The sequence below is a fragment of the Stutzerimonas stutzeri genome (assembly GCF_024448695.1).
In the GTDB taxonomy this organism is placed as follows: Bacteria; Pseudomonadota; Gammaproteobacteria; order Pseudomonadales; family Pseudomonadaceae; genus Stutzerimonas; species Stutzerimonas stutzeri_T.
The window spans coordinates 27,053-47,710 of the sequence record NZ_JAMOHY010000017.1 but is presented as its reverse complement, the minus strand read 5'-3'; the positions used below and the strand labels follow the sequence as shown (position 1 = coordinate 47,710).

Sequence of the window (20,658 nt, the reverse complement as noted above, 5' to 3'; positions counted from 1 at the left end):
ATGCGACATGGCGCCGCATGTCCGGGCACAAGCTCGCCGCCCACCGCCTGTCAGAAGGCGCGGGAAGCAAAAGAGGAAGGGAGTGAAAAGAGCCGCCGCAGGTGATGGGCAGCTCGAAGGGGGACTCAGTGGTGGCGGCGCAGCGTATCGGACGGCAGTTCGCCAAAGGTGCTCTTATAGTTTTCCGAGAACCGGCCCAGATGCAGGAAACCGTAGTCCATGGCAATTTCGGTGATATTGCGGACCTTGGCCGATGGGTCGCTCAGTCGGCCATGAATCTGTTCCAGCTTCTTCTGGCGAATATAGGATTTGGGCGTGGTGCCGACCCTGCGCTCGAACAACATGTAGAGCGAGCGCGGGCTCATGCGCGCCAGCTGAGCCAGCTGCTCGACGGAAATATCCTTTTTCAGGTGCTCGTCTATGTAGTCGGTGATGCGCCCGAACGAGGGACAACTGTCACCCAGCGGCTCACACTGAATATTGTTGGCAAGGGTACACAGCAGCTTGGAGGCAATGATGCGCCCGTATTGCTCCTGCAATTGTGCAACGCAGTGTTCGGCTTTCGCTTCCTGGCAGATCAGGCCGAGCAAGCCCTCGATACCTTCGAGCTTGCTCAGGTCGTAACGGCTGGCCGTAAAGCGAATACCCTCACTCGGCGTACGCCACTGGTTGTCGCTGCAGGCCTGTTCGAGAAAGGAAGCCGGCAGCTTGACGATCAGTTTCTCGCAATCGTCGGAATAGGTCAGATCGACCGGGTCGTCCGGGTTGATCAGCAGAAGTTCACCAGGGGTGAAGTAATGCTCCTGACCACGCCCGCGCCACAGACAATGGCCACGCTGCAGCAACTGCAGGTGGTAGATCGTTTCCAGCGCGGGGGAAGTGACATGCACGCTGCCGCCGTAGCTGATCTGGCACAGATCCAGCTTGCCGAAACTGCAATGGCTCAGGCTGGCCTGCGGACTGCCGGCGCGCGGCATTTGGATGCAGTGCGTACCAACATGCTGATTGACGTAGTCCGACACCATATAGGGGTCGGCATGTTCAAAAACCGTATTTCTTGCACCCAGCAAGCTGACCATCACAAGGCACTCTTTATAGTTATTGGTGAGGCCGGGCGTTGTCAGAACCTGTTCCACGCCCTCGCCTGTCGTACGGCAGAGCGCACAATGGCCACTCTGGTCACGAACAGAATATCGCTGGCTTGGAGCATAGGAGATAAGACCAAGGCCCAACAGGCGGTCCGCCCGATAATCGCACGCTTTCTAAGGGCTAATGACCGAACGGTCACTTGTCTGACACAACATCCCTGCCCGTCTCTGGATAGCCTGTCGCCGCACGCAATGTATCGGCAATGGCCTGCGCTGCCACCGACAGCTCATGGCCGGGCTTGGTAAGGATGCCAACCGGTCGCTCGATCAGAGGTTCCGTCAACGCGACGCAGCAGGCGCCCAGTTCGAGCATTTGCGCCTGACACAGCGCCGGTACTGCGCTGACACCCAGACCACTGGCGACCATGCGACCGACGGTTGCCAGCTGGTGGCTTTCGAACTGCACCGGCAACACCCAGCCACGCTGGCGAAGGTGATCTTCCAGCATAAAGCGCACCGTTGACGGGCGTTGCAGGGTGATGAATGGATAATCGAGCAACTGCTGCCAAGCCAGTTCAGTGCAGCCGGCCAGCACCGAATCGGCAGGCACCACGGCCACGAAACGGTCGCTGTACAAGGGCGTGAAATCCAGCGGCATGCCGGGCTCGGGCTCGAAGGCGATGCCCAGCTCGACCTGGCGGTCGCGCACCATCTCCATGACCTGCTCGTTGATGACGTCATGCACGGTGACGCTGATCGAGGGGTACTGCTGGCGAAACGAACGCAGCACCGACGGTAACAGGTTACCGGCAAAGGAAGGCATCGAAGCCAGCGTCACCCGCCCCTGGCGCAGGGTGAAGCGCTGGCGCAACTCATCCTCGGCATTATCCCAGTCAGCCAGCAGCCGGCGCGCCAGCGGCAGCAGCACTTCGCCTTCCGGCGTCAGGCTGACGGCGCGCGTAGTGCGACTGAACAGCCGCCCGCCCAGGCCCTCTTCCAGCGCCTTGATGGTCAGGCTCAGCGCCGACTGTGACAGATGCAGTCGCTCGCACGCCTGGACAAAGCTTAGGGATTGGGCAACGGCAAGGAAGGCTCGCAACTGCTTGACTGTCATTTACCCGCTCCCGGATACGGAATTGAAACAGCCTCCAAAAGGCCACTGTTTCGATTTAACAATCAATGATTCTTAAAAATCAACTTAACAAATTACTCCACTGGGGAAACACTCGACCCGAACGAGTCTCCCAAAAAACAAGAAGGACTTATTTATGGCTGGTTTCGATAAACGCGTCAGCAGTTATGCCGAGGCGCTGGAAGGGTTGCAGGACGGCATGACCGTTCTGGCCGGCGGCTTCGGCCTGTGCGGCATCCCGGAAAACCTGATTGCCGAGATCAAGCGCAAGGGCACGCGCGATCTGACAGTGGTTTCCAACAACTGCGGCGTCGACGGTTTCGGCCTTGGCCTGCTGCTCGAAGACCGGCAGATCCGCAAGATGATCGCTTCCTATGTTGGTGAGAACGCCCTGTTCGAAAGGCAGTTGCTCGATGGCGAGCTGGAAGTCGAACTGACCCCCCAGGGCACCTTGGCCGAGAAGATGCGCGCCGGCGGCGCCGGAATTCCTGCCTTCTACACCGCCACCGGTTACGGCACGCCTGTTGCCGAAGGCAAGGAAGTGCGGGAATTCAACGGTCGCCCGCACATTCTCGAACAGGCCATCACCGGTGACTTCGCCATCGTCAAGGCCTGGAAAGCCGATCACTACGGCAACCTGATCTACCGCCACACCGCGCAGAACTTCAACCCGCTGGCCGCAGCAGCCGGGAAGATCACCGTGGTCGAGGTCGAAGAGATCGTCGCGCCCGGCGAAATCGACCCCGCGCAGATCCACACGCCCGGTATCTACGTCGACCGCCTCATCTGCGGCACCTTCGAGAAGCGCATCGAGAAGCGCACCGTGCGCAGCTGAAACCTGTCGCAGTTCTAAAAAAACAAGAGGCTGAAACCCATGGCACTAACCCGCGAACAAATGGCGCAGCGCGTCGCCCGTGAATTGCAGGACGGCTTTTACGTCAACCTCGGCATCGGCATCCCGACGCTGGTGGCCAACTACGTGCCCGACGGCATGGAAGTGATGCTGCAATCGGAGAACGGCCTGCTCGGCATGGGCGTTTTCCCCACCGAGGCAGAGCTCGACGCCGACATGATCAACGCCGGCAAGCAGACCGTCACCGCGCGCATTGGCGCTTCCATTTTCGACTCCGCTGAATCCTTCGCGATGATCCGCGGTGGCCACATCGACCTGACCGTGCTCGGCGCCTTCGAGGTGGATGTGAACGGCAACATCGCCTCATGGATGATCCCCGGCAAGCTGGTCAAGGGCATGGGCGGCGCGATGGACCTGGTGGCCGGCGCGGACAACATCATCGTGCTGATGACCCACGCCTCGAAGGACGGCGAATCCAAACTGCTATCCAAATGCACCCTGCCGCTGACCGGCGCCGGCTGCATCAAGCGTGTGCTGACCGATCTGGCCTATCTGGAAATCGAGGACGGCGCCTTCGTGCTCAAGGAGCGCGCACCGGGGGTGAGCGTCGAGGAAATCGTCGCCAAGACCGCCGGAAAACTGGTGGTCCCGGATGACGTACCGGAAATGTCCTTCTAAACCCATTTGATCGGAATTTTCCCGGAGCACAACCATGCAAGACGTCGTTATCGTCGCCGCCACCCGTACTGCCATCGGCGCCTTTCAGGGGGCGCTGGCCAACATTTCCGCACCAGCGTTGGGCGCTGCCGTGATCAGGCGCCTGCTGGAGCAGACCGGCCTGAACCCCGCCGAAGTCGATGAAGTCATTCTCGGCCAGGTACTCACTGCCGGCGCGGGCCAAAACCCGGCACGACAGGCCTCGGTCAAAGCCGGCCTGCCGCATGCAGTGCCCTCCTTCACCCTGAACAAGGTCTGCGGCTCCGGCCTCAAGGCGCTGCACCTGGCGACCCAGGCGATTCGCTGCGGCGATGCCGAGGTAATCATCGCCGGTGGCCAGGAGAACATGAGCCTGGCGCCCTACGTACTGCCCAAAGCCCGCACCGGGTTGCGCATGGGTCATGCCGAACTGGTCGACAGCATGATCAGCGACGGCCTCTGGGATGCCTTCAACGATTTCCACATGGGTATCACCGCTGAGAACCTGGTGGACAAGTACGGCATCAGCCGTGAAGCCCAGGATGCCTTCGCCGCAGCCTCGCAGCAGAAGGCCGTTGCCGCCATCGAGGCCGGTCGCTTCAAGGACGAGATCACTCCCATCGAAATCCCTCAGCGCAAAGGCGAGCCGCTGCGTTTCGACACCGATGAGCAGCCACGTGCCGGCACCACTGCCGAATCGCTGGCCAGGCTCAAGCCTGCCTTCAAGAAAGACGGATCAGTGACTGCCGGCAATGCCTCTTCACTCAACGACGGTGCCGCCGCAGTGCTGCTGATGAGTGCAGCCAAGGCCAAAGCGCTCGGACTGCCGGTGCTGGCGCAGATCAAGGCCTATGCCAACGCCGGCGTCGATCCCGCGATCATGGGCATTGCCCCCGTTTCGGCCACTCGCCGCTGTTTGGAAAAAGCCGGCTGGTCGCTGGATGAGCTGGACCTGATCGAAGCCAACGAAGCCTTCGCCGCACAGGCGCTGTCGGTCGGTCAGGAGCTGGGCTGGGATGCGAGCAAGGTCAACGTCAACGGCGGTGCCATCGCCCTTGGCCACCCCATCGGCGCCTCGGGCTGCCGGATTCTGGTCAGCCTGCTGCACGAAATGATTCGCCGCGACGCGAAGAAAGGCCTCGCAACGCTTTGTATCGGTGGCGGCCAGGGTGTGGCGCTGGCCATCGAACGCAACTGAACGGCCCACGCCGAATCACACAGGAGGACTCTTTCCAACAAGCCCTGAAGGGCACCGGTATTACCAACGAGGTCGCGGCGCACAGCATGCAGGTGCGCCGCCAATAAAAAAAACAACACAGGATCACAAACATGCTCAGCTCGATTACCGCCTTGAGCGTAAGGCTCATTCAGCGTTACCTGCCTTCACCTTTCGTTTTCGCCATTATCCTCAGCCTCATCGTGCTCACCGCCAGCATGCTCGTTACCGGGCAGGGCCTGCCGGCCATGGCGAAGCACTGGGGCTCCGGCCTCTGGTCGCTGCTGACCTTCGCCATGCAGATGGCGCTGATTCTGGTTACCGGCCATGCACTGGCCAGCGCACCCGCCATTCACCGCCTGCTGGGAGGCCTGGCGCGCATCGCTCGTACACCGGGACGCGCCGTGGTTCTGGTAACCCTGGTCGCACTGGCCGGCTCCTGGATCAACTGGGGTTTTGGCCTGGTCATCGGTGCGGTTTTTGCCCGCGCCCTGGCGCGCGAGGTGAAGGGTGTCGACTATCCCCTGCTGGTCGCTGCAGCCTATTCGGGCTTCCTGATCTGGCACGGTGGACTGTCCGGTTCGATCCCGCTGTCTCTGGCAAGTGGCGGTGCAGACCTGGAGCGAATGACCGGTGGCGTCGTCACCAGCGCCATTGGGGTCGGTGACACGCTGTTCACCACGCTGAACCTGACCATCATCGCGCTGCTGGTCATCGGCCTGCCGATTCTCAACTGGGCCATGCATCCGAAAACCCCCAAGGTGGCTGACCCCGCGCTCCTACGGGACCCCGAACACCAGCCATTGCCTCGCGAGACGCTTGCTCAGCGCATGGATGACAGCCGCATTCTCAACCTGATCGTCATCGCGCTGGCTGCGATTTATTTCGGCTATTACTTCATCGAGAACGGCTTTGCCCTGACGCTTAACATTGTCATCGGCCTGTTCCTGTTCATCGGTTTGGCGCTGCACGGCTCACCGGAACGCTACATGCGTGCGGTGCAGGACGGCATCGGAGGGATCAGCGGCATCGTCATTCAGTTCCCCTTCTACGCCGGCATCATGGGCATGATGGTGGGTGCCAACGCTGACGGCCTGTCGCTGGGCAAACAGGTCACCGACACCTTCGTTGCCTGGTCGTCGGTCGATACGTTCCCCGTGCTGGCGTTCCTCAGCGCTGGGCTGGTCAACGTCTTCGTGCCCTCTGGCGGCGGTCAATGGGCGGTTCAGGGCCCGATCATGCTGCCGGCCGGTGAAGCGCTCGGCGTTGCTCCAGCCGTCACCGCCATGGCCATTGCCTGGGGCGATGCATGGACCAACATGATCCAGCCGTTCTGGGCGCTGCCCATTCTCGGCATCGTTGGCCTGGGCGCACGCGACATCATGGGCTACTGCCTGATTACCCTGGTGTACTCGGGGCTGGTGATTTCCGGTTGTCTGTACTTCCTCGGCTGACAAGAAAACCGTAATACCCATGAAACCCCGCTTATGCGGGGTTTCGTTTTTACAACCCCCCAATTGGTTCCCCAGCCAGACGACGAACGGTGCAAATTTTTTTTTACAGATAGTGTCGCAGTTAACGGACAGGAATCTGATTCCGTAGTAGCGACAAGGAACAAGGCCTGCTGCAACGCAACATTTTGTTGCGTTCGATGGGAGGGGTGAGCATTCAGCTCGAATGCTTGCACGCAGCCGCCGTCTCGACTGGGACGGCATTGAAGACTCGAAAGGGAAATAACGATGCTCTTCAACTCCATGGTGTTCATCGCCGGGTTTCTGCCGGTGGTTCTGCTGGGTTTCATTTTACTTGCGGGCAGTGGCAAACACCGTTTTGCAGCCATCTGGCTGACACTGGCGTCACTGGTCTTCTATGGTTGGTGGAACCCCATCTATGTGCCGCTGCTGATCGGCAGCATGGTGTTCAACTACCTGATTGGCGGCTACCTGAGACGCCAACCGTCACGTATGGTTCTGGTGCTGGGTGTCACCGCCAACGTGGCGTTACTCGGCTACTACAAATACACCGGCTTTCTGTTCGGCACACTCGACGAGGCCTTTGCCCTGGGCTGGTCGGTCGGCGACATCATCCTGCCGCTGGCAATCTCCTTCTTCACCTTCCAGCAGATCGCCTATCTGGTAGACGCCCATGACGGCGAAGTGAGCGAGCACGACTTCGTCAATTACTGCCTGTTCATCAGCTTTTTCCCGCAACTGATTGCCGGCCCGATCACCCATCACAGCGAGATGCTCAGGCAGTTCAAGGATCACGGCTCCTTTCGCCCGCGGCTGGACACTATTTCCCTGGGCCTGACGATATTCCTGCTTGGCCTCTTCAAGAAGGTGATCATCGCCGACCCGCTCGGCGCCCGGGCCTCGCCGATCTTTGCGGTCGCCGCCGATGGCACTGCACCGGCGCTCTACGACGCCTGGTTTGGTGCGCTCACCTACACGCTGCAGATCTATTTCGATTTCTCCGGTTACAGCGACATGGCCATCGGTCTGGGGCTGCTGTTCGGGCTGCGCCTGCCGGTGAACTTCAACAGTCCGTTCAAGGCGCACAACCTCATCGACTACTGGTCGCGCTGGCACATGACGCTGACGCGCTTTCTCACAGCCTACATCTACAACCCCATCGTCATGCGCATCACCCGCTCACGCATGGCGGCGGGCAAACCGTTGCCTCGTCGCGGCAAGATGAGCCTGAGCACCTTTGTCGTACTGGTGGCCTACCCCACCGTGCTGACCATGTTCATCTCCGGCATCTGGCACGGCGCAGGCTGGCAGTTCGTGGTGTTTGGCCTGCTGCATGGTTTCTATCTGGTGATTGCTCATGGCTATCGGGCCTGGAAGGCGCGCCGGGGAATGCCGCTCGACAGCGACAAGCCTCTGTATCACTGCTCCGCCGTACTGCTGACCTTCCTCTGCGTGGTCGTGGCGATGGTGTTCTTCCGCGCCGAAAGCGTCCCGGCGGCACTGGCGATACTCTCTGGCATGGTTGGCTTGAGCGAACTGAGCACCAAATTCGACAAGTCGGACTACCTCACCCTCGCACTGCTGCTCGCCTTCGTCTGGCTGATGCCTAACGTGCAGCAATGGATGGCGCGCTTTCACACCGCCCTGGATGCACAGCCACGCGAAAGCTGGCTGCTGCGCTGGTTTCCCTTTACCTCATGGAGCCCGACACCGGTCATTGGCGTGGCCATCGGCGTGCTGGGCTTCTTCGCCCTTGCTGTGGCGTTCTCCGTCGCGCCTACCGAGTTTCTCTACTTCCAGTTCTGAGCACCCTGGTTCCAATCCTGAAGGAGTGAATGGCTAATGGATCAGCTTCTCTGGCTAGCCGAACACCCAGACCTGAGCGCCGCCATCGGCGAGGTCAAACGTGAGCCAGACCCACTCGCCCGGCTCGAAGCAACCACACGGCTCGCAAACTACCGGCGGGACTTCACCCTGACGACCCGCCTCGACCGGCTGGCGAGCGAAGGCTTGCAGGCGGCAACCAATGGCGAAGCATCCGTTGCGGGCTTGCAGCCATTGCGTATCGCCCTGCTCGCCTCGCATACCGTGGATCATCTGGTTCCGGCAATCCGCGTCGCCGGCCTGCAGCGGGGGTTGGCGCTCAAGGTGCATGTTGCCCCTTACGGCATGTACCGCCAGGCGCTGCTGATGGACGATGCGGAGCTGGCGAGCTTTGCTCCACAACTGATCGTACTGGCACTGGATGCCCGCGACGCCCCTTTGCAACTGCCGCTGGAGGCCTCGCCTGAAAGCGTGGCTGCTGCGGTGACCACGCGCGTCGATGAATTGCGCCTGCTCTGGCGCTGCGCACGTGAGCGCTATGCCGCGCAGGTGCTGCAGCAGACCATCGTGCCGGCCGACCCGCCAATCTTCGGCTCGTTCGAAGCCCTGGTCCCGGCTTCGCCCTGGGCTTTGATCGACCGACTCAACACAGCTATCCGTCGCGCCGCACGGGAAGACGGCGTGTTGCTGCTGGATCTTGCCTGGGAAGCGGCACGCGGCAGCTATGGCGATGGCCTGGCCGAGCCGCTGCGCTGGCACCAGGCCAAGCAACTGGTCAGCCCGAACCTGGCGCCGCTGTACGGCGACCAGCTGGCGCGCATCGCCGCCGCCAGCGTCGGCCTGTCGCGCAAATGCCTGGCGCTGGATCTGGACAACACCCTGTGGGGTGGCGTGGTTGGTGATGATGGCATCGACGGCCTCCATCTGGGGCAGGGTTCGCCCAGCGGCGAAGCTTTCCTGGCCTTCCAGCACTACACAGCGCTGCTGGCACGTCGCGGAATCATCCTCGCGGTGTGCAGCAAGAACGATCAGAACATCGCCGAGGCAGCATTCAAACATCCTGAAATGGTACTCAAGCGCAGCGACATCGCCGCCTTCGTCGCCAACTGGGAAGACAAGGCCAACAACCTGCGCCGCATCGCCTCGATGCTGAATATCGGCCTGGACAGCTTGGTCTTCGTCGACGACAACCCGGCCGAGCGCGATATTGTGCGCCGCGAACTGCCGCAGGTCGCGGTGCCGGAGTTGCCCGAAGACGTCGCGGACTACCCGGCGCGTATCGCCGCAGCCGGTTATTTCGAAGCCGTCTCCTTTACCTCGGACGACGCCACGCGTGGGCGCAACTATGCGTTGAATGCCGAGCGCAAGGTCGCCATGACCCAGGCCACCGACATGCAAGGCTACCTGCGTGACCTGCAGATGGTGCTGTACGCCACCAGGATTGGTGATGCCGAACTTGCCCGCAGCACGCAGCTGATCAACAAGACCAACCAGTTCAACCTCACCACGCGCCGCTACAGCGAGGCGGAAGTCGAGCGTATCGCCAGAAAAGGCCCGCGCGCTGTGGCGCTGGCCATCCGCCTGGCGGACAAATACGGCGACAACGGGCTGATCAGCGTCGTCCTGGCCCGGCCGGACACCGCCTTCGCAGACGACGAGCTGCTGATCGACAGCTGGCTGATGAGCTGTCGCGTGCTGGGCCGACAGGTTGAGGAAGCCGTTCTCGATGTGCTTGTCCATGCCGCCAGGGCAGCGGGCTATCGCACCCTGATCGGCGAATACCGACCCAGCGGACGCAACGGCATGGTCGCCGAGCATTACCCCCAGCTGGGATTCGTCCCGCATTCGGCTCCCACCGAGGCCGCCAGCGAGGCAACATTCTGGCGCTACGACCTCGGTTCCAGCCGCCCAACCCGCCACTTTATCGAGGTACAGGCATGACCGAAGCAGAAGTCATCCAGGCACTCACACCGGTCTTTCACGACGTGTTCGACGACGACAGCATTGTCCTCTCGCCAGAAATGACCGCCAACGATATCGAGGGCTGGGACAGCCAGACCCACGTCATGCTCACGGTCGCTGCAGAACAGCGCTTTGGCATCAAATTCCGCACGGCGGAGCTGGAGTCGCTGCGCAACGTCGGTCACTTCGCCCAGGTCATCAGCGCCAGACTCGCAGGAAGGTAATCATGCGTCACACCGCCGAAGCATCCATAGCCGACAGCACTCGTGAGCAAGCGGCAGCCCGCGCACCGGATCAGGTGCGTGCGCGTTATCTACTGGCAGTGCTGGCCGGCCTGCTCGGTGCGCTGGCGCTGTTCTGCCTGACGCTGTTTGGTCTGGAGCGGACCGGCAACCTGCCGCCCCCGGCGTTCTCCAACAACCTTTGCGCGGACGAGAAACTCAACTTCCTGCGGAACAACCCGATTCGCTCGCCCAACCTGCTGATCATCGGCTCATCGGTGGCCTGGCGGCACGTCGACGGCAATGCTTTGGTCCAGGCGATGCCCGATATCCGCCCGTTGAACGGCGCCTTCTGCGGGCTGTTCGCCAATCAATCGACCTACGTCGGCCACTGGTTGCTCGACCGTGAATCGAGCATCCGCAGCGTCGTGATGATTGCCGACCCACAAGACTTCGCCGGCTGCTGGAAAGTGCCAACCGCCGTATTCAACCGCGAGCATGTCGCTCCCTACGTTTATGACAACGCGCCGCGCTGGGGCTACTACATGCGCTATTTCTCGCCGCAATCGCTCGTCCGCAACGCACTGAGCATCAAGGCCCAGCGTGCCGGTCGGATTGAATGGGCCCCCCTGGTGTTCACCCGCTTCGGCGACGGCCCGCTGCAGACCAGCAACACCCGTCAACTGCTGTATGGCCGTCCGGATGCACTGGACCGAAACTGCTTCGACGCATTGCGCGAAATGAGCGCACGCCTTCAGCAAGAAGGCCGTAGGCTGTTGGTTGTATCCACCCCGCTGAACCCGGAGTGGAAAGAGAAATACGATCCAGAGGGCACCTTCCTTGCCGATTTCGACAGGCGCATCGCCGATGCGCTGGACGCAGCCGGGGGCACCTACTGGAACGCCGACAAGGACTGGAACACGCCGGTCAATTCCTTTGTCGACGCCGTGCATTTGCGCTGGTCAGCCGCGCAGGAATTCACCCTTGCGCTGGCCGAGCAGCTGCGCGACGTTCCCAACAACCGAGCGGCTCCAACGCTAGTTAGCCGTTCCGCCGAACGGCAATTGCCGGCGTTTTGACGCCGTGCTATTTAAATGACTGCATTCCGTCATATTTAGCAACAGCCAGGGAAGATATCAGATGGACACTACAGCGATTGCAGCCAAGGGTGCCGAGCAATGGGGTGTGGTCTATCCCTACGGCAGTGTTCTGGCGATATTCGAGAATGAGCAGGAGGCGTTGTCGGAGGCGAACTGCTTCGGCGGCGCAGTGGTTCGGATCGTGCGGGATGTCTGGAATGCTGTAAGTGCCGGGAGCGACCTGGGCACCTGCAGGCAAGGACTGGCGGCCAGCGTTAACTGAGCCTGCGCTCATCCAGTCCCACGGGCGTGCGCATTACAGCGCCGCCCGGTTGTAGGTCTTGACGGCCAGCGCATCTGCACTGCTCGCGCGCTGACGCTGGTTGAGAATGATGTCCAGCACGCGACTCGGCTGAACCTCAATATCATCGAAGGTAATCATCTGACCGGGCTCTAGCGCACGCTTGAGCACGGTATTGCGCAACAAACCGATGGGCACGTGGTCGGGTTCCTCCGCAAGCCGTATCGCTTCACCACGCACATCAAAACCACCAATGCCCCGCACGATGGTCTCGCCGGGTTTCATCTCGCGCTTGGCGATGGCTGCAACACCCAGGGTCGGTTCCGTCGAGTTGTTCAACAGCACGCCGCCACCGCCCAGCACCCGGCGTACCGTCTTGCCGACTTCCAGCGAGCAGAGATGAAAGGGCCGCGACAGTACGTAGTACGGACCAGCACCCAGCTTGAAATACTCGATGGCCGGGGCCTGAACTTCATCGTGACGGCAGACCAGAAAGACGCCTCCCGCCGGATACCCGCTGGGTATGACGTAATCCACAATCGGCTGGCCGATATTTTCCGCGATCAAGCCAAGCACGTTGGCGCTGCGATTGAGATCGGTCGAGGGCAACCCCTCCAATCCAGGTCGGGAAATGCCCGCGCCAAAACCGTTGCCAACTACCGCCTGCTCGATCTGCACCTTGGTGCCATCCGTGAACGAGGTGGTCTGATCGATACTGATGCCCTGTCGTTTCGACCAGTAGAGCATGTTTTCGCGGGTGGGATTATGCTCGAGATAGCCCTTCATATTGCCGTATACAAGGGGCTTGAACCCCATCTGCACGGCATCTTCATGCAGCGCGGCAAGCGAACCGGGCTGGTCGCCTTCAGCTTCGGTGAGCAGTCCCCTGCCGGCCAGCCAGGAACCCGTGGTGACCTGCAATTCGGCGTTCACGGTAACAACCGGCAAGCCGGTTTCAAAGGCACGCTCGATGACCTGCGTACCTAAAAACACGTCACCGCTACACTCAACAATAAGGTCCGAGTGCTCGACAAGGTCATCTATGGAGTTGGTCAGCGCCTCCCTGAGCGGAAAATCATCGATTGCGTCGATTCCCCGGCGGGTAAGGACACGGCTTATTTGCAGGTCCGGATAGTGCTTCATGATCAGACGAATGAAGCAACGCGAAATCATGCCTGTGCCGGAAACTCCCACTCTTTTAAGCGTCGTGGCGGCCATTTTTGAAAATCCCTTTTTTATCGACCTTAGATGGGACCGTTACACCTTGAAAAAGTTGTGAAACAAGCCATCCATCCATCCATCCATTCAAGCCTGGGTGCGATTGTTTTGGTCGCAGCAGGATGAAGTACGTTTATACCTGTTCCATGACTCGCTCTCTGACCGAGATGACAGGCGGCTATAGGCATAGCGCTCTGCTCCGACCGGGGAAGCGGCCAGGGGTTCAAGCGCTTGTAACAAAATCCTGAAACAGCCCAGGCGGCCTGCCGTTGATCCTCATTGCAGTGCTGTGTACGTCTCCCGGCGGTCGTATGGATAAAGCCCACCGGACACTGAGTTATGCACCTGATCCAGCTGTTGCTTCCGCTTTATGACAACGATGGAAATGCCTTGCCGAAGACCCTGTTTGGCGAGGTGCGCGACGAGCTTATGCAAGAGTTTGGCGGCCTGACCGCTCATACACGCGCCCCGGTCGACGGGCTCTGGTGTGAAGAAGGCAATCACGCCGTGCGCGACGACCTGATCATTTATGAAGTGATGGCGCCCGAACTCGACCGCGCCTGGTGGAGGCATTACGGCACGTCGCTGGAAACCCGCTTCCGCCAGGAGCAGGTGCTGATCAGGGCTCACCCGGTCGAGATGCTGTAACCCAACGGCAACTGAGTCCGTTGGTGCCGCATAAGAATGATGAAAACTTAATGAACCCCGGGAGCTGCCTGCTGTCAGTCCTGTCTGCAGCATTACAGAGGTCGCAGGCCCGATCCTGGGAGAAAGCATCCTCCTGCCGGCACATCCCTGCTCCTTCGCTCTGCGGCACGCTGCAGAGAAACTCGCCGGCTACGGGTCCGCTTTCGCGCAGGCCCGCTCACTGAAGCCTCCATCTTTTTTTCAACGCGAAGACCGTCATGCCCTTATCTCGTCATCTGCTTGCACTTCCTTCCCGTTTCTTCAGGTCGACCGCTCGATGCAGCGCCTTTCGCGCCGGTGTACTGGGTACTCTGCTGGCCGTCATTGCACCGGCCCATGCGCAGCAGGCAAGCAATGAGCGCTGGGTCAGTGACAGCCTGACCACCTATGTACGCAGCGGCCCAACAGACGGCTACCGCATCGTCGGTAGCCTGACCTCCGGGCAGAAAGTCGAACTGCTCGAAACCAGTGGCGACTACAGCCAGGTGCGTGGCGAAAACGGCGACCGCGTCTGGATTCGCAGCAGTGACCTGCAGCAGGTTCCCGGCCAGGCCGAGCGCTTGCCGCAGCTGGAGCAGCAGGTTGCCGAGCTCAGCGAACAGCTGCGAACCATTGATGACAGCTGGAAAATCCGCGTGCAGGGCATGCAGGAAACCCTGGATTCACGCAAAGCCTTGATCGATGAGCTGGAGGCGCGACGCACAGCGCTCGACGAAGCGCTCACCGCCGCCCAATCGGAGCTGCGCGACGCTCAGGCGCGGCTGGGAGATGAGAACAATCAGGTGCTGATGCGCTATATGGTCTACGGCGGCAGTATCGCCGGAGCGGGCTTGCTGGCCGGGCTGATCCTTCCGGCGATGACCCGGGGACGCAAGCGTAACGACCGCTGGTTCTGAATAGATACCGAACCAGGTTCAGCCGAGCTTTCTGTCCGGGTTGTCAGTGGCGATCAGGTCGCCCCAGTCACCGTGCAGATACCAGTCTTCACCGATCATTTCCGCCGGATGCTGGGTACGGTCGGCGCCGTTGCCGCAGGCAAGCGAATCGGCCGGACAATAGCGGTCGCAGCCCCAGCAGATACGCTCGGGATGTGGGGGATTCAGGGGAAACTTCTTGGCCACGTCAACCTCGGCCTGCGACAGATAGACGCCGTCAGGTTATCGAGTGAGCCAAGAGCTGAACTTGATCACGCTCAAGAATGACACTTCCGGCACCCGCCTCCACTCGTCAGAACAGGCCAAGCTGCTCATCGATCAGGGCGCTGAAACTGTCGTTCACGAACGGCAGGATGGCATCCGCTATGGGCTGCAACTGGCGCGTCACGTAATGGTCATAGTCAATGGCCGTGCGTCGCACCTCCAGCGGCTCAGGCCCGGCCAGCGTTATCAGATAGCTGATCCAGCCACCGTTCTGGTATTGGCGCTGCCGCCTCTGCTGCAGGTTGTACTCGTCGGCAATCCGTGCGGCGCGCACATGCGGCGGCACGTTGCGCTGATAGTCATCCAGCCGGCGCCTTAGTCGTTTGCGAAACACCAGCAGCTCGTCCAGTTCGCCGGCCAGGGTACTGCGCACGTAGTCGCGCACATAATCCTGATAGGGCTCACGCTTGAAGATGCGTCGGTACAGCTCCTGCTGGAACTGCTGCGCCAGCGGCGACCAGTCAGAGCGAACGGTTTCCAGCCCCTTGAACACCAGGCCCTCGCTGCCATCGGCATGCGTGACCAGCCCGGCATAGCGCTTCTTGCTGCCCTCTTCCGCGCCACGAATGGTGGGCATCAGAAAGCGCTTGAAATGGGTTTCGAACTGGATTTCCAGCGCGCTGTTCAAGCCGAATTCCTGCTGCAGGTATTCCTGCCACCACTGGTTGATATGGCGCACCAAGGCCTGGCCGATCTGCGTGGCATCCTCATCACTGCGCGCGCATTTGAGCCAGACGAAGGTGGAATCGGTATCGCCGTAGATCACGCGGTAGCCCTGGGCCTCGATCAGCTCGCGTGTCCTGCGCATGATCTCGTGCCCGCGCAGGGTGATGGACGATGCCAGGCGCGGGTCGAAGAAACGGCAGCCGCTGGACCCAAGCACGCCGTAAAAGGCATTCATGATGATTTTCAGCGCCTGCGAAAGCGGCATGTTGCCGTCGCGCTTGGCCGTCTCGCGACCCTGCCAGACCCGCTCGACGATGGCCGGCAAACAATGCCGCGTACGGGAAAAGCGCGCTCCGAGAAAGCCGGCCACCGAGTCGCTGTCCGCCGGATTGCGCATGCCCTCGACAAGTCCCACCGGGTCGATGAGAAAGGTGCGAATGATCGAGGGGTAGAGGCTTTTGTAGTCCAGCACCAGCACCGACTCGTAGAGGCCGGGCCGGGAATTCATCACGAAACCACCAGGACTGGCCTGTGGTGGTCGCTCGCCGAGATTCGGCGCGACAAAGCCCTTTCGGTGCATCAGCGGAATGTACAGATGCTCGAACGCCGCCACCGAGCCACCGCTGCGGTCGGCTGGCAGGCCGGTGACGGTGGCGCGCTCCAGCAGGAAGGTCAGCAGTTCGGTCTTGGCAAAGATGCGCGTGACCAACTCGCAGTCCTTGAGGTTGTAACGCGCCAGTGCCGGCTTGTCCTCGGCGAACATGCGGTTGATTTCGTCCATCCGCTGATACGGCGTATCGATGGCCTTGCCTTCGCCGAGCAGCGTCTGGGCGACATTCTCCAGGCTGAACGAGGGAAAACTCCAGGTCGCCGAACGCAGCGCCTCGATACCGTCAATGATCAGCCTTCCCGCCGCCGCGGCGAAAAAGTGGTTGCGTCGGCTGCCGTGCTCACGCCAGGTCATCTCTTCGCCAGCACGACCAAGGCGCAGCGGCACCTGATGACGTTGCGCCTGTTCGCGCAGCACGCGCAGGTCGAATTGCACCAGATTCCAGCCAATGATGGCATCGGGATCATGCTGCGCCAGCCAGTCGTTCAGCCGCTCGATCAGCTGCTTGCGGCTGTCGCAATACTCCAGCTGAAAATCCACCCCAGCGTCGTCGCCGTTGGCCGGGCCCAACATATAGACCTGACGCTGCCCACAGCCTTCCAGTGCGATGGAATACAACTCGCCGGTGGCGGTGGTTTCAATGTCCAGGGAGACCAGTTTCAACTGCGGACGGTACTGCGGCGCAGGCCTGACCTGCGCATTCAGCAGCACGCCCTCGGCATCCGGCGTGCCGCTGAAGCTGACCGGCGCGGTGATGAAGCGCTCCATCAGATAGCGTTCCGGCGGGCGTATATCGGCTTCATAGACGTCCAGTCCGGCCTGGCGCAAGCGCTTTTCAAGGTTCATCAGTTGCCGGTGTTGCCGGCAATACAGGCCAACCACCGCGCGTTGGTGGAAGTCCCTCAGGTCAAGCGGACGCAGCTCGACGTCACGTTCGCCCTTGAGCAGTACCCGCGCCTGCTCGCATTGTTCAGCGGGGATGAAAGCGACCGACGGCTGAGAGGGCACGCGAATCCGGCGAGGCCCTGCATCGGTCACCAACCAGAACTCCACTTCGGTGCCTGCAGCCGTGTCGCGCCAATGCCGGGTCAGGACGAAACCCTGCTGTAGATCCACCGCTGTCCACCTCAAAGCTTGCCGAAGCGGCCTATTCTACGCGGCATTGTGCAATGGGTTTCGCTCAGGCCGGCGCATCCTCGCCCAGATGAATGACCCGCGCCGCACGCAGCATGCATTTGGTGATTTCCGGCGGCGAGAATTTGGTGAGAATGGCGTTGGCCCCGGCGACCTTGGCCTTGTTGGCGCTGATGGTGCTGTCCAGCGAGGTGTGCAGCAGCACGTAGAGGGCAGCGTAGTCCGGGTGGCTGCGCAGGGCCTGGGTAAAGGTGTAGCCGTCCATTTCGGGCATTTCGATATCCGAAACCACCACGTTGATTGCCTCGGGAGTGCCTTCCAGGCGGTCGAGCGTCGCAAAGCCTTCCCGGGCACTGCGCACGGCATGGCAGGTGATGCCCATCTTGCCGAGCGCCGCCAGCGTCATGTGCAGAGCCACCTGGCTGTCATCGACGATCAGCGCACGGGTTTCCCCGAGCAGCTGGGCATCCTGATCATCAAGCTGGGAAATATCCGCGTCGACCGGGGCCGGCATGATATTCAGAAGTACTTTTTCCACATCGAGAATCTGTACCAGCTGACCATCGATATCTGCAGCGCCGGTGATGAAGGAATTGGCGCGCGTGCCATAAGGCGGCGGCAGAATCTTTGACGTCGGGATATGCACGATCCTGACTACCGACTGCACATGCAGGCCCTGCTTGCAGCGACTGATTTCGGTGACGATCAGGCAACCGCCCTGGACGTCCTGCAGAGGCGGCATACCAATGGCCAGGCTCAGATCGATGACCGACAGTGGCTGGCCTCGCAGCGTGGCGACGCCCTGCACATGCGGGTGGGATTCGGGAAGCCGGATCAGCGCGGGGGTCGGAATGATCTCGCTGACCTTCAACAGATTGATCGCCATCTGCTTGCCGCTGCGAAGCGTGAACAGCAGAAGCGACAGAGAGCCGGTGGCCGATAGAGTGTCCATGCATAGTCCTGTGGAGAAAGCCGGTTCGTCACCGGGGATCATCTCGATACAGGACAGTATCGGCTGGCCTGGCGGAATCTTCAGCCCGCCAGCGAGACTTTTCCGTTCATGAGGCGCGCACCGAAGCATCGCTAGCGATCAGGTCGACCGGCTTACCGGTTTTCTGCATTTTCTTGCGTGCGCTGATACTGGCCACGCACTGGTCCTCGTTATTGAGGATGACGATGCATTCCAGGCACTGGATGCACTCGTCGTAGTCGATGCGGCCATCACGCCGGATCGCACCGATCTCACAGTGATTCCGGCAATGCTGACAGGGCTGACCACAGGCATCGATGCGCCTGAGCCAGGAGAACAGCCGGAATCTGCCCAGCACTGCCAGCCCGGCGCCGAGCGGGCAAACATAGCGGCAGTAGAACTTGTGCACAAACAACCCAAGCCCGAGCAGAACCAGCGCATACAGCACGAACGGCCAGGAGCGTACAAAGAACAGTGTGATGCTGGTCTTGAACGGCTCCACCTCCGCCAGCCGCTCCGCCAGCGTCAGTGAATAGAACGCCACGGCCACCAGACCGATAAGAATCAGGTACTTGAGCCACTGCAGTCGCAGATGGACAGATTCGGAAATCTTCCACTGACGAATGCGTAGCCGCTTGGCCACCCAGCCGAGCATTTCCTGCAGCGCGCCGAAGGGGCAAAGCCAGCCACAAAACACACCACGCCCCCAGATGAACAGCGAGACAAAGGTGAAGCTCCAGAGGATGAAGATCACCGGGTCCATCAGAAACACGCGGATATCGAAGTCCTTTGCGAGCGCCAGCAAGAGAGTGAAGATATTCACCACCGACAACTGGCCTTGGGCATACAGTCCGATAAACACTAGGGTAAACAGCAGAAAACATGCGCGGAACAGATGGAAGTTGCGGCTCTGCTGGCTAATTCGATGCTGCCAGATGAACACCCCGCTCAACACCATCAGCGACAGCCCCAGCAAACCGATCTGCCACCAGCGCTCTTGCCACATACGCAGCCAGATCGGCACAGGTTTGGCTTCTACGGCAGCCTGCTGAATATCGAACAAGTCAGGATCGAGCTGGAAATTACGGGTGAAATCGACCTTGGTTTCCACCAGATGATTACGCCGCAACTGCGCGATCAGGCGTAATCCAGCCACTTCCGCCGGATTGAATGCCGCATGGGACTTGATACGAAAGACATGCGCTTCGACATCGGTGATGGGCGAGTTGAGCACCTCCAGTACCGCACCGTTATTGAAGTTCATGTCGTGCAGTTCGATGGCATGCTCGTTCTGCATCAGCACAATGCGGTTGGGCGCTGTTGCCGGCACGAAGTCCTCTGGAACATGGGGGTACATGCCGGAAGACATCACCAGCAGCGCTTGCTCGCCCGGCTTCAACTCCTCGTTGAGCCGTTGAAAGCCTGCCTCCCCCAGCAGGTTGCGACCGATCACGGGCGCATTCAGATAGGCGAAATGCAGATCGGCAAAAAAAGGTTCGTCCATGTTCAGGCCTGGATACCCGTCCAGTTCGTGCCCGAGGCTTTGTTCCACCTCATCATGGGTCAAGGTCCAGTGCTGGACGAGGCCGCGTTCGAGCAGCTGGTTCCAGTCGAGCGGTTCGTAAATATCCATCTTCGGGGTTGCCAGGGGACCACCGGCAAAGCCGTCCAAAAGCTTGCGCGCGACCGTCAGGGCCGACAGCAGCACCGTCTCGTTGAGGATGACAACCGATACGGTGGCCTTGCTGACATTGTCGATTCGGGTGACCGAGTCACCTTCACTGGCACCCTGCCGACCGCCGACGATAATTGGTTTGCCGATGGGTTTGAGGCGGTACTGATCAACGAAATCAAACAGCGACTGCTCTCCCAGCCCATGCAGAAATACCGGCTCGTGATGCTCCAGCACCCTGACACCCACCAGCACGCCCTGAGGGTCCATGCCGATCAGCAAGCGTATCGGCTTGCCAGAAAAGCCCTGAAGCGTCGAGTAGTCAGCGGACTCGAAGGCATAACCGAGCAGTTCATCGAGCTGATAGACGCTATGAACGGGCGGATCTTCCTGTTTCGGCTCGATGCGCGTGGCCTTGGGGAACAGCTGCATGATCCCGGCATCCATCTCCTGCGCGTAGAGCGACGGGCTGGTCAGGGCGCACAACAGCAAAAGCGCGCGCACGCATGATAAAAGGCTGGCGCTGTGTGTCATCGGAGCCTCGAGACTTGTTCTTGTTCCTCCATGCTATCCAGCGGCTGTGCCGGCACCATGCGACTTGCCGGTCGATAAGGCAGTACTTCAGTTCAAGGAAGGGTCTACCCGAAAGGCAAACCGC

Annotated in this window: 18 protein-coding genes; 11 read left to right on the top strand and 7 right to left on the bottom strand. The window is 60.7% G+C overall.

The window, feature by feature from the left end:
* Window positions 1-125: 125 nt before the first annotated feature.
* Together NAV32_RS13000 and NAV32_RS12995 are read right to left on the bottom strand one after the other, a co-directional pair.
* On the bottom strand, window positions 126-1,079 hold the full coding sequence (locus NAV32_RS13000) for an AraC family transcriptional regulator (protein WP_272890277.1): 954 nt from the start codon (window positions 1,077-1,079) through the stop codon (window positions 126-128).
* Window positions 1,080-1,284: 205 nt separating this feature from the next.
* A complete protein-coding gene (locus tag NAV32_RS12995) occupies window positions 1,285-2,202 on the bottom strand; it encodes a LysR family transcriptional regulator (RefSeq protein WP_256053224.1) in 918 nt (305 codons plus the stop codon).
* A 154-nt stretch (window positions 2,203-2,356) separates the two neighbouring features.
* Between NAV32_RS12995 and NAV32_RS12990 the strand changes: the two genes are divergently transcribed.
* From NAV32_RS12990 to NAV32_RS12950, 9 genes are all read left to right on the top strand, one after another.
* Window positions 2,357-3,055, top strand: a complete 699-nt coding sequence (locus NAV32_RS12990) for a CoA transferase subunit A (protein WP_181086396.1) — start codon at window positions 2,357-2,359, stop codon at window positions 3,053-3,055.
* Window positions 3,056-3,094: 39 nt separating this feature from the next.
* Window positions 3,095-3,751 (top strand): CoA transferase subunit B, encoded by a 657-nt coding sequence (locus NAV32_RS12985; protein WP_256053223.1) that lies wholly within the window; start codon window positions 3,095-3,097, stop codon window positions 3,749-3,751.
* Window positions 3,752-3,785: 34 nt separating this feature from the next.
* Complete coding sequence (locus NAV32_RS12980) at window positions 3,786-4,967, top strand: acetyl-CoA C-acetyltransferase (protein WP_256053222.1); 1,182 nt, start codon at window positions 3,786-3,788, stop codon at window positions 4,965-4,967.
* A gap of 131 nt (window positions 4,968-5,098) precedes the next feature.
* Window positions 5,099-6,439 (top strand): short-chain fatty acid transporter, encoded by a 1,341-nt coding sequence (locus NAV32_RS12975; protein ID WP_256053221.1) that lies wholly within the window; start codon window positions 5,099-5,101, stop codon window positions 6,437-6,439.
* A 285-nt stretch (window positions 6,440-6,724) separates the two neighbouring features.
* The gene (locus tag NAV32_RS12970) at window positions 6,725-8,263 is read left to right on the top strand and encodes an MBOAT family O-acyltransferase (RefSeq protein WP_256053220.1); all 1,539 of its coding nucleotides are present in this window, start codon (window positions 6,725-6,727) and stop codon (window positions 8,261-8,263) included.
* A gap of 36 nt (window positions 8,264-8,299) precedes the next feature.
* A complete protein-coding gene (locus NAV32_RS12965; protein WP_256053219.1) occupies window positions 8,300-10,222 on the top strand; it encodes an HAD-IIIC family phosphatase in 1,923 nt (640 codons plus the stop codon).
* Window positions 10,219-10,467, top strand: coding sequence for an acyl carrier protein (locus NAV32_RS12960; RefSeq protein ID WP_256053218.1), 249 nt, complete (start codon window positions 10,219-10,221; stop codon window positions 10,465-10,467). Before NAV32_RS12965 ends, NAV32_RS12960 begins: the two co-directional genes overlap by 4 nt.
* Window positions 10,468-10,469: 2 nt before the next feature.
* Window positions 10,470-11,543 (top strand): hypothetical protein, encoded by a 1,074-nt coding sequence (locus tag NAV32_RS12955; protein ID WP_256053217.1) that lies wholly within the window; start codon window positions 10,470-10,472, stop codon window positions 11,541-11,543.
* 61 nt (window positions 11,544-11,604) lie between these two features.
* On the top strand, window positions 11,605-11,826 hold the full coding sequence (locus NAV32_RS12950; RefSeq protein ID WP_256053216.1) for a hypothetical protein: 222 nt from the start codon (window positions 11,605-11,607) through the stop codon (window positions 11,824-11,826).
* 33 nt (window positions 11,827-11,859) lie between these two features.
* Here NAV32_RS12950 and NAV32_RS12945 read toward each other — a convergent pair whose 3' ends face one another.
* A complete protein-coding gene (locus NAV32_RS12945) occupies window positions 11,860-13,017 on the bottom strand; it encodes an NAD(P)-dependent oxidoreductase (protein ID WP_423836430.1) in 1,158 nt (385 codons plus the stop codon).
* 384 nt (window positions 13,018-13,401) lie between these two features.
* Between NAV32_RS12945 and NAV32_RS12940 the strand changes: the two genes are divergently transcribed.
* Both NAV32_RS12940 and NAV32_RS12935 read left to right on the top strand, forming a co-directional pair.
* On the top strand, window positions 13,402-13,710 hold the full coding sequence (locus NAV32_RS12940; RefSeq protein ID WP_256053214.1) for a hypothetical protein: 309 nt from the start codon (window positions 13,402-13,404) through the stop codon (window positions 13,708-13,710).
* 257 nt (window positions 13,711-13,967) lie between these two features.
* Complete coding sequence (locus NAV32_RS12935; protein WP_256053213.1) at window positions 13,968-14,645, top strand: TIGR04211 family SH3 domain-containing protein; 678 nt, start codon at window positions 13,968-13,970, stop codon at window positions 14,643-14,645.
* Window positions 14,646-14,663: 18 nt separating this feature from the next.
* Here the strand turns inward: NAV32_RS12935 and NAV32_RS12930 are convergent, their stop codons facing one another.
* The 4 genes from NAV32_RS12930 to NAV32_RS12915 all read right to left on the bottom strand — a co-directional run bounded on the left by NAV32_RS12930 (window position 14,664) and on the right by NAV32_RS12915 (window position 20,504).
* On the bottom strand, window positions 14,664-14,870 hold the full coding sequence (locus NAV32_RS12930) for a DUF3079 domain-containing protein (protein ID WP_256053212.1): 207 nt from the start codon (window positions 14,868-14,870) through the stop codon (window positions 14,664-14,666).
* A 106-nt stretch (window positions 14,871-14,976) separates the two neighbouring features.
* A complete protein-coding gene (locus tag NAV32_RS12925) occupies window positions 14,977-17,340 on the bottom strand; it encodes a DNA polymerase II (RefSeq protein ID WP_256053211.1) in 2,364 nt (787 codons plus the stop codon).
* Between the two features lie 64 nt (window positions 17,341-17,404).
* Window positions 17,405-18,310, bottom strand: coding sequence for a chemotaxis protein CheV (locus NAV32_RS12920; RefSeq protein ID WP_256053210.1), 906 nt, complete (start codon window positions 18,308-18,310; stop codon window positions 17,405-17,407).
* Window positions 18,311-18,416: 106 nt separating this feature from the next.
* On the bottom strand, window positions 18,417-20,504 hold the full coding sequence (locus NAV32_RS12915; RefSeq protein ID WP_256053209.1) for a 4Fe-4S binding protein: 2,088 nt from the start codon (window positions 20,502-20,504) through the stop codon (window positions 18,417-18,419).
* Window positions 20,505-20,658 lie beyond the last annotated feature (154 nt).